General features: G+C 70.8%; 16 protein-coding genes. 13 read left to right on the top strand and 3 right to left on the bottom strand.

Going from position 1 to position 14,178, the window contains the following annotated elements:
- Positions 1–5: 5 nt before the first annotated feature.
- The 8 genes from ACTWQR_RS16150 (at position 6) to ACTWQR_RS16115 (ending at position 8,181) form a co-directional block, all read left to right on the top strand.
- Positions 6–1,208 carry a segregation/condensation protein A gene (locus ACTWQR_RS16150; protein ID WP_443227750.1) on the top strand — a complete coding sequence of 401 codons (1,203 nt, stop codon included), beginning with the start codon at positions 6–8 and terminating at the stop codon, positions 1,206–1,208.
- On the top strand, positions 1,205–1,855 hold the full coding sequence (gene scpB / locus ACTWQR_RS16145) for an SMC-Scp complex subunit ScpB (protein WP_443227749.1): 651 nt from the start codon (positions 1,205–1,207) through the stop codon (positions 1,853–1,855). Before ACTWQR_RS16150 ends, scpB begins: the two co-directional genes overlap by 4 nt.
- Positions 1,856–1,866: 11 nt before the next feature.
- Positions 1,867–3,006, top strand: a complete 1,140-nt coding sequence (locus ACTWQR_RS16140) for a pseudouridine synthase (protein ID WP_443227748.1) — start codon at positions 1,867–1,869, stop codon at positions 3,004–3,006.
- 236 nt (positions 3,007–3,242) lie between these two features.
- The gene (locus tag ACTWQR_RS16135) at positions 3,243–4,208 is read left to right on the top strand and encodes a sigma-70 family RNA polymerase sigma factor (RefSeq protein ID WP_443227747.1); all 966 of its coding nucleotides are present in this window, start codon (positions 3,243–3,245) and stop codon (positions 4,206–4,208) included.
- Positions 4,205–4,819, top strand: a complete 615-nt coding sequence (locus tag ACTWQR_RS16130) for a TIGR03086 family metal-binding protein (RefSeq protein ID WP_443227746.1) — start codon at positions 4,205–4,207, stop codon at positions 4,817–4,819. Before ACTWQR_RS16135 ends, ACTWQR_RS16130 begins: the two co-directional genes overlap by 4 nt.
- Before the next feature lie 24 nt (positions 4,820–4,843).
- Complete coding sequence (locus ACTWQR_RS16125) at positions 4,844–6,274, top strand: DHA2 family efflux MFS transporter permease subunit (RefSeq protein ID WP_443227745.1); 1,431 nt, start codon at positions 4,844–4,846, stop codon at positions 6,272–6,274.
- Positions 6,275–6,355: 81 nt separating this feature from the next.
- Positions 6,356–7,165, top strand: a complete 810-nt coding sequence (locus ACTWQR_RS16120; RefSeq protein ID WP_443227744.1) for an NUDIX hydrolase — start codon at positions 6,356–6,358, stop codon at positions 7,163–7,165.
- Complete coding sequence (locus ACTWQR_RS16115) at positions 7,162–8,181, top strand: ADP-ribosylglycohydrolase family protein (RefSeq protein WP_443227743.1); 1,020 nt, start codon at positions 7,162–7,164, stop codon at positions 8,179–8,181. The genes ACTWQR_RS16120 and ACTWQR_RS16115 overlap by 4 nt, the downstream gene beginning before the upstream one ends.
- 111 nt (positions 8,182–8,292) lie before the next feature.
- Here the strand turns inward: ACTWQR_RS16115 and ACTWQR_RS16110 are convergent, their stop codons facing one another.
- The 3 genes from ACTWQR_RS16110 to ACTWQR_RS16100 all read right to left on the bottom strand — a co-directional run bounded on the left by ACTWQR_RS16110 (position 8,293) and on the right by ACTWQR_RS16100 (position 10,168).
- The gene (locus ACTWQR_RS16110) at positions 8,293–8,730 is read right to left on the bottom strand and encodes a Rieske (2Fe-2S) protein (RefSeq protein ID WP_443227742.1); all 438 of its coding nucleotides are present in this window, start codon (positions 8,728–8,730) and stop codon (positions 8,293–8,295) included.
- Positions 8,727–9,311: a DUF6529 family protein gene (locus ACTWQR_RS16105; protein WP_443227741.1), complete on the bottom strand. Its 585-nt coding sequence runs from the start codon at positions 9,309–9,311 to the stop codon at positions 8,727–8,729. The genes ACTWQR_RS16110 and ACTWQR_RS16105 overlap by 4 nt, the downstream gene beginning before the upstream one ends.
- Positions 9,312–9,487: 176 nt before the next feature.
- On the bottom strand, positions 9,488–10,168 hold the full coding sequence (locus ACTWQR_RS16100) for a hypothetical protein (protein WP_443227740.1): 681 nt from the start codon (positions 10,166–10,168) through the stop codon (positions 9,488–9,490).
- A 195-nt stretch (positions 10,169–10,363) separates the two neighbouring features.
- On the opposite strand from ACTWQR_RS16100, the gene ACTWQR_RS16095 reads away from it, so the two are divergent.
- The 5 genes from ACTWQR_RS16095 to ACTWQR_RS16075 all read left to right on the top strand — a co-directional run bounded on the left by ACTWQR_RS16095 (position 10,364) and on the right by ACTWQR_RS16075 (position 14,139).
- Positions 10,364–10,885, top strand: coding sequence for a YidB family protein (locus ACTWQR_RS16095; protein WP_443227739.1), 522 nt, complete (start codon positions 10,364–10,366; stop codon positions 10,883–10,885).
- Between the two features lie 128 nt (positions 10,886–11,013).
- Positions 11,014–11,376 carry a chorismate mutase gene (aroH, locus tag ACTWQR_RS16090; RefSeq protein ID WP_443227738.1) on the top strand — a complete coding sequence of 121 codons (363 nt, stop codon included), beginning with the start codon at positions 11,014–11,016 and terminating at the stop codon, positions 11,374–11,376.
- Positions 11,373–12,458: a prephenate dehydrogenase gene (locus tag ACTWQR_RS16085; RefSeq protein WP_443227737.1), complete on the top strand. Its 1,086-nt coding sequence runs from the start codon at positions 11,373–11,375 to the stop codon at positions 12,456–12,458. Before aroH ends, ACTWQR_RS16085 begins: the two co-directional genes overlap by 4 nt.
- Positions 12,459–12,739: 281 nt before the next feature.
- A complete protein-coding gene (cmk, locus tag ACTWQR_RS16080; RefSeq protein WP_443227736.1) occupies positions 12,740–13,435 on the top strand; it encodes a (d)CMP kinase in 696 nt (231 codons plus the stop codon).
- Entirely contained in the window at positions 13,393–14,139 is a 747-nt protein-coding gene (locus tag ACTWQR_RS16075; RefSeq protein WP_443227735.1) for a lysophospholipid acyltransferase family protein, read from the top strand. Before cmk ends, ACTWQR_RS16075 begins: the two co-directional genes overlap by 43 nt.
- Positions 14,140–14,178 lie beyond the last annotated feature (39 nt).

Here is a 14,178-nt window from a genome sequence, read left to right as displayed (position 1 = left end):
CGGCTATGACCTCGAACGACGCCCCTGCCTCTGCCTCCGGCGGCTCTGCCGGTCGGCGGCGAGCGCTGGGGCGGGGTCCGGGGGATGCGGCCCCGGACCCCGTGCCCGTGCCGCCTGCGGCGGAGCCGGTACCGCCTGCGGAGAGTCGGTCTCTGGTCGAGGACGCGCCGTCGTCCGCGGATCGTGGGGGGTTGGGCCCACCCTCCCCCACTCTCGACTCCGCTCGAGCGGAGGGACAATCCCCATCGCCTGGCGGAACGCCTGCCCACGGCGCCGACGGAGTTGCCGGGGAACCGCCCGCTGTCGAGCCCGCAGACGCCGTGCCGAGCGAACCCGGAGAGCTCGGGCCCAGCGGCCCCGAAGACGTCAGGCCCAGCGGTCCGGAGGACACCGAGCCCCATGACGGTGTCTTCAAGGTCCGGCTCGCGAACTTCGAGGGGCCCTTCGACCTGCTGCTCCAGCTGATCTCCAAGCACAAGATGGACGTCACGGAAGTAGCACTGTCACGGGTCACCGATGAGTTCATGGCGCACATCAGGGCCATGGGGCCGGACTGGGACCTCGACCAGACGACTGAGTTCCTCGTGGTCGCCGCCACTCTCCTCGATCTGAAGGCCGCTCGGCTGCTGCCCTCCGCCGAGGTCGAGGACGAGGCCGACCTCGCCCTCCTCGAAGCCCGGGACCTGCTCTTCGCGCGGCTGCTTCAGTACCGCGCGTACAAGCAGATCGCCGACATCTTCAACCGCCGCCTCGACGAGGAGGCGCGGCGCTATCCCCGTACCGTCGGCCTTGAGCCCCATCACGCCGAGCTGCTTCCCGAAGTCGTCATCAGCATCGGGGCGGAAGGATTCGCCAAGCTCGCGGTGAAGGCGATGCAGCCGAAGCCGAAGCCGCAGGTGTACGTCGATCACATCCACGCCCCGCTCGTCAGCGTGCAGGAGCAGGCCGGGATCGTGGTGGCGCTGCTGCGGGAGCTGGGCGAGGCCAGTTTCCGGGCGCTCGTCGAGGACACCGACGACACCCTCACGGTCGTGGCGCGTTTCCTGGCCCTTCTGGAGCTCTACCGGGAGAAGGCGGTCGCCCTGGACCAGGAGGAGGCTCTGGGGGAGCTGATGGTGCGCTGGACGGGCGGGGACGGGGACGCCGAGCCGACGGTGACGGACGAGTTCGACAGGCCGCCAGAGGTGGCAAAGGAGGAGAAGGCGTGAGCGAGGACACCACCGAGGTCCCGGCGGGGCTGCGTACCGTCGCGGACCTCGACCTCAGGCCCGCTCTGGAGGCCGTCCTCATGGTCGTGGACGAGCCCGCGACCGTGGAGTACCTCGCGAAGATCCTGGAGCGGCCGAAGCGGAAGATCGCGGACGCGCTTCGCGCGCTGGCCGACGAGTACACCGTGCAGGGGCGTGGCTTCGAGCTGCGGCTCATCGCCGGCGGCTGGCGGTTCTACAGCCGGCCCGAGTACGCGGCGGCCGTCGAGCGCTTCGTGCTGGACGGGCAGCAGGCCCGGCTCACGCAGGCCGCGCTGGAGACGCTGGCGGTGGTCGCGTACCGCCAGCCGGTCAGCCGTTCGCGGGTCTCGGCGGTCCGCGGAGTGAACTGTGACGGCGTGATGCGAACGCTCCTCCAGCGCGGTCTGGTCGAGGAGGCGGGCGCGGAACCTGAAACAGGTGCGATCCTGTACAGGACGACGAACTACTTTCTGGAGCGAATGGGCCTGCGAGGCCTGGACGAGCTCCCGGAGCTCGCGCCCTTCCTTCCGGAGGCGGAAGCGATCGAGGCCGAGACGCAGGAAGGTGTTCCGTCGTTCGATCCGGATGCTCCTGACGCTCCGGGTACAGACGACGCAGACGACTAGACGGAAATTTGATGCGAAGCAGCGGCAACGGCAGCGGTAGGAACAGCAACGGACGCGGTAACTACCGGGGAGCCGGTGGGGGCGGCTCCCAGCCGAAGGCTGGGGGAGGGCGCGGCGGCAAGCCCGGCGGCGGCAAGCCGAGCGGTGAGAAGCCCAGCGGTGACAAGCCGAAGCGTCCCGGAAAGCCCCGGCCCGAGGAGCGCCGCTACGACGTGGGCCCCGGAGCCACCCACGAGGGCCCCAAGTCCGGGCGCGGCAACGCGGCGCGCGGCGGTGCCAAGGGCGGCCCCAAGCAGGGCCAGCAGCGCGGCGGCCGTACGGCTCCGGCGCGCTCGCGTGAGTACGACGCGCGGGCCGAGGAGCGCAACCGGGACCGGTACGCGGAGAAGAAGGACGTCAAGCCGCCCAAGACCTTCCCGGGCGCCGAGCAGGAGGGCGAGCGGCTGCAGAAGGTGCTCGCGCGCGCGGGCTACGGTTCGCGGCGCTCCTGCGAGGAGCTGATCGAGCAGGCCCGGGTGGAGGTCAACGGCGAGATCGTCCTGGAGCAGGGGATGCGCGTCGACCCCGAGCACGACGAGATCAAGGTCGACGGGCTGACGGTCGCCACGCAGTCGTACCAGTTCTTCTCGCTGAACAAGCCCGCCGGTGTCGTCTCGACCATGGAGGACACGGAGGGCCGTCAGTGCCTCGGTGACTACGTGACGAACCGTGAGACGCGGCTCTTCCACGTCGGCCGGCTCGACACCGAGACCGAGGGCGTCATCCTGCTCACCAACCACGGCGAGCTGGCGCACCGCCTCACCCACCCCAAGTACGGCGTGAAGAAGGTCTACCTCGCGCACATCGTGGGCCCGATCCCGCGCGACCTGGGCAAGCAGCTCAAGGACGGCATCCAGCTGGAGGACGGGTACGCGAAGGCGGACCACTTCCGCGTCGTCGAGCAGACCGGCAAGAACTACCTCGTAGAGGTCACCCTCCACGAGGGCCGCAAGCACATCGTGCGGCGCATGCTCGCCGAGGCCGGCTTCCCGGTCGACAAGCTCGTGCGCGTCTCCTTCGGGCCGATCACGCTCGGCGACCAGAAGTCGGGGTGGCTGCGACGGCTGTCGAACACGGAGGTCGGGATGCTGATGCGCGAGGTCGATCTCTAGGGTCGAAGGTTCTGAGGTCCCAAGGTTCTGAGGTCCGAGGTTCGTCTCCGGCTCCATGGACTGTCTCCGGGTCTCCGGCTCCAAGGACTGCCTCCGGGGCTCAGGCTTCAAGGACTGTCTTCGGAGAGCCCAGTTTTCGTACGGCATCGGCCGGTTCCGGGATTGCCCCGGCACCGGCCGATGCGTTTTCGCCGCCGCGCCGGTCTGTATCGGTGGGCGAGCGAAGGGATACGCCGATGGTCACGACGTCCGACCGCGACGAGTTCGTACGGCTGACGGATCCGTACCGACGGGAGTTGCTGGCGCACTGCTACCGGATGCTGGGGTCGGTCGACGAGGCCGAGGACCTGGTGCAGGAGACGTATCTGCGGGCCTGGCGGTCGTACGACGGGTACGAAGGCCGTGCCTCGCTGCGCACGTGGCTCCACCGGATCGCCACCAACACGTGTCTGACGGCCCTGGAGAGCCGTGTGCGCCGTCCGCTGCCCTCGGGGCTCGGGGCGCCCTCCGAGGCGCTTGAGGAGCCGCTGAGGGCCTCGGCCACGGACGTCCCCTGGCTGCAGCCGCTGCCCGACGCGCTGGTCGACCCGGCGACCGTCGTGGCCGCGCGGGGGAGTCTGCGGCTCGCGCTCGTCGCCGCGCTGCAGCATCTGCCCGCGCGGCAGCGGGCCGTGCTCCTCCTGCGGGACGTACTGGCCTGGCGGGCGTCCGAGGTCGCCGCGGAGCTCGGGACCTCCACGGCGGCGGTCAAGAGCACCCTCCAACGCGCGCGTGCCCGCCTCGACGAGGTCGCTCCGGACGAGGACCTCCTGGTCGAACCCGAAGGCGCGGAGGACCGTGCGGTGCTCGACCGGTACATGGCCGCCTTCGAGCACGCCGACATGGACGCGCTGCTCGGGCTGCTCCAGGAAGGCGTCGAGCTGGAGATGCCGCCCTACCTGGAGTGGTTCAGCGGGCGGAAGGACGTACTTCGGTTCCTGGAGTCGCGCCACCACGAGAAGGGACGTATGCGGATGATCCCCACGCGCGCGAACGGTCAGCCGACCGCGGTGGCGTACACGCGCGGTCCGGACGGGGTGCACCGGGCGCACTCCGTGCAGGTGCTCACCGTCGAGGCCGGGGAGATCGCACGGATCACCGTCTTCCTGGATGTGGATGCGGGGCTGGTCGGGCGTTTCGGGATGCCGGAGGTGCTGTCGTGAACACGGGGGAGCCGAACACCGGGGAGCCGAACTACGGGGAGCTGCTCGAGCGTTCCCTCGCGTACGCGCTGGGGAGCGTCGCCGCCGTGGCACCGGGGAGTCTGGGGCGGGCCACGCCGTGCGCCCGGTGGGACCTGGGCCAGCTGCTCGGCCATCTCGACGACGGTCTCGACGCACTGCACGAGGGCTTGACGGGCGGGCGGATCGGTCTTTTCCCGGGCGCGGGGGGCGGCGCGGATCCCGCGTGCGACTTCCGGCGGCGTGCCTGCGCGCTGCTCGGCGCCTGGGTGGCCCTTTCCGGGGAGGGGCGCTCGGTGATCGTGGCGGACCGGCCGCTGGACGTCCGCGTGATGGCCGCCGCCGGAGCCGTCGAGATCGCCGTGCACGGCTGGGACGTGGCACAGGCCTGCGGGCGGCCGCGGCCGATTCCGTCCGCGCTCGCGGCCGAGCTGCTGTCCGTGGCGCAGTGCGTGGTCGCGGACGAGGACCGGGGGGTGCGCTTCGCCGCGCCGGTCGGCGTGCTGCCCCCGGCCGACGCCTCCGACCGGCTCGTCGCGTTCCTAGGGCGCGATTCCTTTTCGGGGCGGGGCTGGTCTGCCATCCGTGAGTGACTCTCACGGAAGGGCCTGTCTCTCATGGCTGACATCGCAGACATCGCAGAAAATTTGCTCGCCCCCACCCGCAAGGCACCACCCACCGCGCCCCCACGGCGCGTCTGGACGGTGGTCCTTGCCGGGCTGGGGGCGCTCCTGTGCGCGCTGGACGTGGTGGTCGTCGCCACCGCGCTGCCCGCGCTGCAGGCCGACTTCGGGGCGAGCCTCTCCCAACTGGAATGGACGATCAACGCGTACAACCTCGTCTTCGCCTGTCTGACCCTGACGGGCGCGGCGCTCGGCGACCGTTTCGGACGGCGGCGGATGTACGTCGTCGGACTCGCCGTCTTCACCTTGGCCTCCGCGGGGGCCGCGCTCGCCGGCGGCGCCGGCGAACTCATCGCCGCACGAGCGGTCCAGGGCGCCGGAGCGGCCGTACTCCTGCCCCTCACACTGACCCTGATCGGCGAGGCCTTCCCGGCCGAGAAGCGGGGCGTGGCGATCGGCCTGTGGGGTGGAGTGAGCGGGCTCGGGGTGGCCGCCGGGCCGGTGCTGGGCGGGGCGGTCACGGATGGCCTGTCCTGGCAGTGGATCTTCTGGCTGAACGTGCCCCTGGGGCTCGTGATGCTTCCGCTCGCCGCGATGAAACTGCGCGAGAGCTACGGCCCGCGACCCCAACTCGACATCGTGGGGCTGGCGTTGGCGGCCGTGGGCCTGACCGGGCTCGCCTGGGCGCCGGTGCGGGCGCCGGAGGCCGGCTGGGGGAGCGCCGAGGTGCTGGGCGCCCTGGCCGTCGGCATCGTGTTCGTGGCGGCCTTCCTCGGCTGGGAACGGTCGGGGGCGCGGTACCCGATGCTGCCGCTCGCGCACTTCCGGCGGCGCGGCTTCTCCACCGCCAACGGCGCGGTCTTCCTGATGTTCATGTCGCTGCTCGGCGCGCTGTTCATGATCTCGCAGCTCTTCCAAGTCGGCCTGGGCAACACCCCGTTGGAGGCGGGCCTGCGGATTCTGGTGTGGACCGGCACGCCGCTGCTCGTCGCGCCGGTCGCGGGCGCGCTCGCGGACCGGTTCGGGAACCGGCCCTTCATGCTGACGGGCCTCGTCCTCCAAGCGGTGGGACTCGGGCTGATGGCCTGGCTGGTGGAGCCCGGGGTCAGCTACGACCGCCTCGTCGTGCCGCTGATCATCGCCGGAGTCGGCATCTCCATGGTCTTCCCCGCCGTCGCGAACGCCGTGACGTCGGCGGTGCCGCCCGCCGACGTGGGCGTCGCGGCGGGCGTCAACAACGCGCTGCGCGAGCTGGGCGGGGTCTTCGGAGTCGCCGTCGCCGCGGCCGTGTTCGTCCGGTACGGGGGTTACGACTCGGCCGAGAGCTTCATCGACGGGTGCGCCCCCGCGCTGTGGGTCTCGGCGGCGGCCTCGGCGGCCGGGGCGATGGTGGCGGTGTTCGCGCCGTCCAAGGACGGGAGTTGACGTCCAGCGACCGGAGTTGAGGGGTTGCCACCAGCCGCTCGTCTCTTTATAGTCTTAGTGACTATTAAGGAGGTGGGCGGCGTGACCGCAGCAGGAGGCACCGCACCCGAGGGATACGACAAGCACGCCTTCGAGCCGTTCGGCGTCACCGTCGACCTCGCGGTGTTCACGGTCCGGGCGGGCGTACTCCAGGTGCTGCTGATCGAGCGCGGGCAGGAGCCGTACGAGGGCCGCCGGGCATTGCCCGGTGGCTTCGTGCTGCCCGAGGAGTCCGCGGAGACGGCCGCCAGGCGTGAACTCGCAGAGGAGACCGGTCTGTCGGACGTCTCGGGGCTGCATCTGGAGCAGCTGCGGACGTACAGCGAACCGGACCGCGATCCTCGGATGCGGGTCGTCTCCGTGGCGTACACCGCGCTGCTGCCTGACCCGCCCGAGCCGCACGGCGGCGGGGACGCGGCGAGCGCGCGGTGGCTGCCGTACGACGGACTGGGGCCGCTCGCCTTCGACCACGACCGGATCCTCGCCGACGCCCATGAACGCGTCGGCGCCAAGCTCGAGTACACCTGCCTCGCCACGGCGTTCTGCCCGCCGGAGTTCACGCTCGGGGAGCTTCAGCAGGTCTACGAGACCGTGTGGGGCACAGGGCTGGACCGGCCGAACTTCCGGCGCAAGGTCCTCGCCACACCCGGGTTCGTCGAACAGGTCCCCGGTGCGGCGCGGCTGACCGGTGGCCGGGGCAAGCCCGCGGCGCTCTATCGCGCGGGTCCCGCGAGCGCGTTGCGTCCGCCGCTGCTGCGGCCGACTCCGGCACCCGATCCATCGGCGGCACCCCCTTCCCCTTCCTCCGTGCCTCCGTCTCCATCTCCGTCCCTGGAAGGACGATCCTCATGACCACCACCGTCAAGAAGCGGGCCGCCTCAGGGGCGTTGACCGGGCTCGCCCTCGGGGACGCGCTCGGTTTCCCGACCGAGTTCAACGACGTGCCGTCGATCCTCGCCAAGTGCGGCCCCTGGCGGGAGATGGAACTGCCGGACCCCGCGTACGTCACGGACGACACGCAGATGACGCTGGCACTGGGGCGAGGGCTGCGGACGGCCATGGACCGGGGGCTGCTGGGGCCCAAGCGGATGGAGCGGCCCGTACGCGAGGAGTTCGTGGACTGGTACCAGTCGCCGGAGAACAACCGTGCGCCCGGGCGTACGTGCCTGGTCGCCTGCGAGAAGCTGAAGCGCGAGGACCGGCCCTGGCAGGACGCCAGCCAGGTCGGCTCGAAGGGCTGCGGTGCCAACATGCGCGTCGCGCCCCTCGGACTCGTCCCGGGGCTCAGCGACGAACAGCGCGCGGGAGCATCCCAGTTGCAGGCCGCGCTCACCCACGGTCACCCCACGGCGCTCGCCGCGTCCGACCTCACCGCGCACGCGGTGCGCCTGCTCGCGCAGGGCACCGAGCCGACGGGGCTCGTCGGACTGCTGCGCTCGTACGCGTACGAGAACCGCACGCGCTATCACGAGCGCTGGCTCGGCGACCTGTGGACGCGCGCCCAGGACCCGACGCCGACGCACTTCATCGCGCGCGGCTGGGACGAGTGCCTGGAGATCCTGGACCGGCTTCAGCAGGCCCTGCGGTCACCGTCGCCCGAGACGGACCCCTGCCTGGCCACCGGTGCCGGATGGATCGCCGAAGAGGCCCTCGCCACCGGCCTGCTCTGCTTCCTGCTCTTCGTCGACGAGCCCCTGACGGCCCTGCGCCGCGCCGCCTGCACCTCGGGCGATTCGGACTCGATCGCGTGCCTCGCCGGCGCCTTCGCGGGGGCACACCTCGGTGTCGACGCATGGCCTACGGAGTGGGCCGACAGGATCGAGTACCAGGGTGACCTGACGGCGTTGGGGGCACTCTGGGATGCCTGACCTGCCCAGAAGACGGGCAGGCGGCAGACGGTACGAGGCGGGAGAACAGGAGACAGGAGACAGGAGACAGGGGCAGGAGACAGGCGGCAGGCGGCAGAAATGAGCAGGTGGTCACGCCACGCTGATCGAGTCTCCCGTGACCGTGATCTGCTTCGCGGGGAGCGGGCGCGTGGCCGGGCCGTCGGCCACCGAGGCGTCGGCGACGCGGAACTTGCTGCCGTGGCAGGTGCAGTTGATCGTGCCGTCCGAGACGTTGGCGACCGTGCATCGCTGGTGGGTGCAGATCGCCGAGAAGGCCTTGAACTCGCCTTGCTCGGGCTGGGTGACGACGACCTTCTCGTCCTTGAAGATCCTGCCGCCGCCCACCGGGATGTCGGTGGTCTTGGCGAGTTCCTCGCCGGCGGGCGCCTCGCCTCCGGCTGACGGTTCCACCGAAGCGGACGTCTCCTCGCCGCCCCCGTCGTTCTCGTCCCCGTACTTGCTGCAGCCCGCGAGCAGCGCGGCCGCGCCCGTCGCGAGGACCGTGCGCCGCGTCGTGCCGTTGGTCATGTCGTCACTCCGAACGTGCGGAAGAACCAGAGGGCGGAGGTCAGCCAGACCACCGTGAGCGCGGTGAAGACGAGTCCGCCGACGATGGGCAGGATCCAGCCGGGCAGTCGATCCCAGCGGAGTAGCAGCATCTTGGCACTGAAGGCACCGAAAAAGAAGCAACCCAGGAGTGAGTGCCATAAAACGCGCGGTTCGTATGTCTGATATCCCAATGCGTACAAACAGTGCACGGCGACCGGCACCGCGAGAAGGAACGCGATCCGGCCCGACCAACGGTGCAGGATCCCTGACCAGCCCGGGCCCGGCAGTCGCCCGTACAGCATGAGCGCCGACACGAACTGCACGACCGCGAAGCCCATCGCCGCCGTGGCCAGCCATGACTTGACCGCACCCGTGCTGTTGAACCCGGCCAGGTTGAAGGCGGTGCCCTCCGGGTCGTGCACCTTTCCGTACACGCCGAGGCCGACCGCGACCGCTCCCGCGACCAGGACCGGTACGAGATAGCGGGCGGCTCCCGGGCGGCCGTGGGCGGGGTCGGGTGAGGAGAAGCCCTGGGTGGCGGCGTTCGGGTCCACGGTCATGGTCGGCTCCCTGCGGTCACGAGTTCACGAGTTCACAAGGTCATGGAGCAAGGGGCGGAGCGAGGAGATCACGGAAATAGATCACGGAAATACGGAGGCGCTGCGTCACGGAGTCATGGCTGTCACGGTCGTCACGGCTGTCATAGCTGTCATAGCTGTCATAGCTGTCATAGCTGTCACGGAGTCACGGGGCGTGCGGTGAGCCGCTGTCCGTCGACCGTCACGGCGCCGGTCTCGGGATCGATGCGGGGCGCGGTCGCGGGCTTGCCGTCGAGCTTGAGGATCCCGACCTGTTGGCCGTCGGGAAGGACGATCCAGCCGCCGTCGACCGTGGCGCCGCGCACGGTGTCGGTCGCCCGGTACAGGCCGGAGGGCTTGAGGGCCTTGTCGGCCGTGAAGCCGTACTCCCGCTGTCCCATGTCGACGGTGCCGCTGATGCGCCTGCCGGTGAGTTCGCCGGTCAGTACGGCGCCCTTCTGGCTGGTCAGCCGCATGGTGCCGTCGGTCTCGACGTCGCCCTTCAGCCACGACTCCTGGTCCCGTCCGTCGCAGAAGTACGCGACCGCCTTGCCGTCGCGCAGTGTGATCGCCACTGCGGATGAGTCGTCGTCGGTACGGCCCGCGTAGTCGCCGTTGGGCACGGTGGTCTTCGACGGGCCGGGAGTCGGCGACGCCGACGGCTTGCTCGGTGTGGCCGTGGACGGTGGCGTCGCTGTCGGGCTCGGTGAGGCGGCGTCGGGTGATGTCCCGCTCCCGACCGACGTGCTGCGCGTCCCCGTGGTCGCGTTGAGCGACAGCATGAACAGGGCGAGCAGTAGTCCCGCAAGGAGCGTGAAAAGTGGTCCGGAACGCTTCATCTTGCCTCCCCCGAGGCGTGGCGCGGACAGCCTCACCATGCAAGCGGACCAGCGGCCCCTGCGTCCAGAGGCGCACAGGAGCGACTTGGCGGAGATTTGCGGACGATCTCACCTAAAGAGCCCTCACTCCAAGTGGCGAGACGGGGTGCTTCGGGTGACATTGGCGGGGCACCGGCGGTGACAGTGGCATCGACGGTGACCGGTGACATTGGACGAGGTCCGAGTCCGGGGACTCGCGGGACGGGCCCCGCCGCACCCACGAAAGGCGCGACCATGGCGGGTAACGATCTGGGCAGCCTGCTCGGCGGTCTCCTCGGCGGAGACGGAGGCGGCGGCCGGTCCGGTTCCGCCGGCTCAGGCGGGGGCGCCATCCTGGGCTCGCTCCTCCAGGCGCTCATGAACGGCCGGAGCGGGGGCGGCGGCAGCGGAACCAACCCGCTGGGCGGCCTGTTGGACATGCTCACCAAGGCCGGCCTCGCCGAGCAGAGGGACTCCTGGGTCGGCACCGGCGAGAACCAGCCGGTGACCGGCGCGCAGATCCAGCAGGCGCTGCCCGACGACACCCTCAAGCAGGTCTCCGAACAGGCGGGTGTCACTACCGACCAGGCCGCCACCGAGCTCGCCCGGACCCTGCCCGAGGCGGTCGACAGGCTCACTCCCGACGGTCATCTGCCGTCCGGCTCGATCGAGGACGTCATCAAGCGGCAGCAGGTCTGACGCCGTACGCGGCGGCCGTCTCAGCGTGCGGGCGCCGGGCGCTCGCCCAGGGAGGGCTGACTAGGCTGGATGTACCAAGAGCCGATGCGTACATCGAGCCGATACGTACATCAGCAAGGAGCATCACCGTGGCGGTACGAGCGGTCCGGGGCGCCGTCCAATTGGAGAGGGACGAGGCCGGGCACATGGACGAGCAGGTCAGCGAGCTGCTCACCGCCATCCTGGAGCGAAACGGGCTGACCACCGAGGACCTGATCAGCATCTGGTTCACGGCGACGCCCGACCTGCACAGCGACTTCCCGGCAGCCGCCGCCCGCAAGCTCGGCATCGTCGACGTACCGCTGATCTGTGCGCAGGAGCTGGACATCAAGGGCGCGATGCCCCGTGTCGTACGCGTCCTCGCGCACATCGAGTCCGACCTGCCCCGCTCCGACATCGCGCACGTCTACCTCGGCGCCGCCGGCACGCTCCGCAAGGACATCGCCCAGTGAGAACCGCACTCGTCATCGGCACCGGACTCATCGGCACGTCCGCCGCGCTGGCCCTCGCCGGGCGTGGCGTCGTCGTGCACCTCGCCGACCACGACCCCGAGCAGGCCCGTACCGCGGCCGCGATCGGCGCCGGCACGGACGAGGAGCCGACGGGCCCCGTCGACCTCGCGATCATCGCGGCGCCGCCCGCACATGTGGCCGCGACACTCGCCGACGCGATGCGGCGCGGGCTCGCGCGCGGCTACCTCGACGTGGCCAGCGTCAAGGGCGGGCCGCGTCGTGAGCTGGAGGCGATGGGCCTCGACCTGGCCGCGTACATCGGTTCGCACCCCATGTCGGGCCGCGAGAAGTCGGGCCCCCTGGCCGCGACCGCCGACCTCTTCGAGGGGCGCCCCTGGGTGCTGACGCCGACCCGGGACACCGACACCGAGGTGCTCAACCTCGCGTTGGAGCTGGTCTCGCACTGCCGTGCCGTACCGGTCGTCATGGACGCCGACGCCCACGACCGCGCGGTCGCCCTCGTCTCGCACATGCCCCACCTGGTGTCCAGCATGGTCGCCGCGCGCCTGCAGCACGCCGAGGAGGCGGCCGTACGCCTCTGTGGCCAGGGCATCCGTGACGTGACCCGGATCGCGGCCTCCGACCCGCGGATGTGGATCGACATCCTGTCCGCGAACCCGGGCCCGGTCGCCGATCTCCTCGCGGACGTCTCCGCCGACCTGGACGAGACCGTGCAGGCCCTGCGCGCCCTCCAGTCCTCCGACGAGGCCAAGCGCCGCGAGGGCACCACCGGCATCGAGGACGTCCTGCGCCGCGGCAACGCCGGTCAGGTCCGCGTCCCCGGCAAGCACGGCGCGGCCCCGACCACGTACGAGAGCGTCGTCGTCCTCATCGACGACCAGCCGGGCCAGCTGGCCCGCATCTTCGCCGACGCGGGCCGCGCGGGCGTCAACATCGAGGACGTACGCATCGAGCACGCGACCGGGCAGCAGGCGGGCTTGGTGGAGTTGATGGTGCAGCCGTCGGCGGCGCCGGTGTTGACGGCCGCGTTGCGGGAGCGGGGTTGGTCGATCCGGCAGTAGCGCCCGGTGCGAGGGTGCATCGGAGGGCGGGGTGCGGGATTCGGCCGGGCGGGGTTGTGCGATTCGGCGGTAGATGTCGTCGAACGCCCTGTCGTGGTGGGTCGGTTCGGGGCACACGCGGTGTCTCTCCGCGCGGATGAGGATCGTGGCGGCGACGAACAACGGGTGACGAGGGTGCGGCAGGGGCCGTAAAACGGGGTCCGGGGAGCCAGTAACCTTGTTCGGGGCGCCTTCGTGCCCGTACCAGCCAGCCACCCCGTACCAGGAAGGTGCCCGCACCCGTGGAAACCACCGCCGCCCGGACCGCCCCGGCCGTGATTGTCGCCATCGACGGTCCCTCCGGTACGGGCAAGTCGAGCACCTCGAAGGCCGTCGCCACGCAGCTCGGCCTGAGCTACCTGGACACCGGCGCGCAGTACCGGGCGATCACCTGGTGGATGGTGAGCAACGGGATCGACATCACCGACCCCTCCGCGATCGCGGCCGCGGCCGGAAAGCCCGACATCGTCTCCGGTACGGACCCCTCGGCGCCCGCCATCTCGGTCGACGGCACGGATGTCGCGGGCCCGATCCGCACCCAGGAGGTCACCTCCAAGGTGAGCGCTGTCAGCGCCGTGCCCGAGGTGCGGGCCCGCATCACCGAGCTGCAGCGCTCGATCGCCGCGGGGTCCGAGCAGGGCATCGTGGTCGAGGGACGCGACATCGGTACGACCGTGCTGCCGGACGCCGACCTGAAGATCTTCCTCACCGCCTCCCCGGAGGCCCGCGCCGCCCGTCGCAGCGGTGAGCTGAAGGGCGCCGACATCCACACGACCCGCGAGGCCCTGCTGAAGCGGGACGCGGCCGACTCCAGCCGCAAGACCTCCCCGCTCGCCAAGGCGGACGACGCGGTCGAGGTGGACACCTCCGACCTCACGCTCCAGCAGGTCATCGAGTGCGTCGTCACCCTCGTCGAGGAGAAGCGGGCCGCGAAGTGACGCAGGTACCCTCCCCGCAGGCGCCTTCCGTGCGGGGCGCCGAGGTCGGCCGCCGTATCGGGGTCGGCCTGATGTACGGGTTCTGGAAGCCGCGTGTCCTGGGCGCCTGGAAGGTCCCCGCGACCGGTCCGGTGATCTTCGCGGTCAACCACTCCCACATCATCGACGGTCCGATGGTCATCGGCGTGGCGCCCCGGCCGTCGCACTTCCTGGTCAAGAAGGAGGCGTTCGTCGGCCCGCTCGCCCCCTTCATGCGCGCCGTCGGCCAGCTGAAGGTGGACCGCTCGATCGCTGACCGCACCGCGATCACCCAGGCCCTGGGCGTCCTGCAGAACGGCGGCGTCCTCGGGATCTTCCCCGAGGGCACCCGCGGCGAGGGCGACTTCGCCTCGCTGCGCGCCGGGCTCTCGTACTTCGCCGTCCGCAGCGGAGCGCCGATCGTTCCGGTCGCCGTTCTGGGAAGCACGGAGAGCCGCGGACGGTTGATAAAGGGGCTGCCTCCGCTGCGCAGCCGGGTCGACGTCGTCTTCGGCGATCCCTTCGAAGCGGGCGACGGCAGCGGACGGCGTACGCGCGCGGCGCTCGACGAGGCGACCGTACGCATCCAGAAGCAGCTCACCGCGCACCTGGAAAACGCCAGGCGTCTCACCGGACGCACGGAAAACGCCGGGCGTCACACCGAGCGCCAGGCGACACTCGAGTAGTGGATCACCCGGTATCAGGGAGTTCCACCGATCACCACG

Source organism: Streptomyces sp. 2A115, assembly GCF_052245575.1.
Classification (GTDB): domain Bacteria; phylum Actinomycetota; class Actinomycetes; order Streptomycetales; family Streptomycetaceae; genus Streptomyces.
This window is presented reverse-complemented; position numbering and strand designations above follow the sequence as displayed.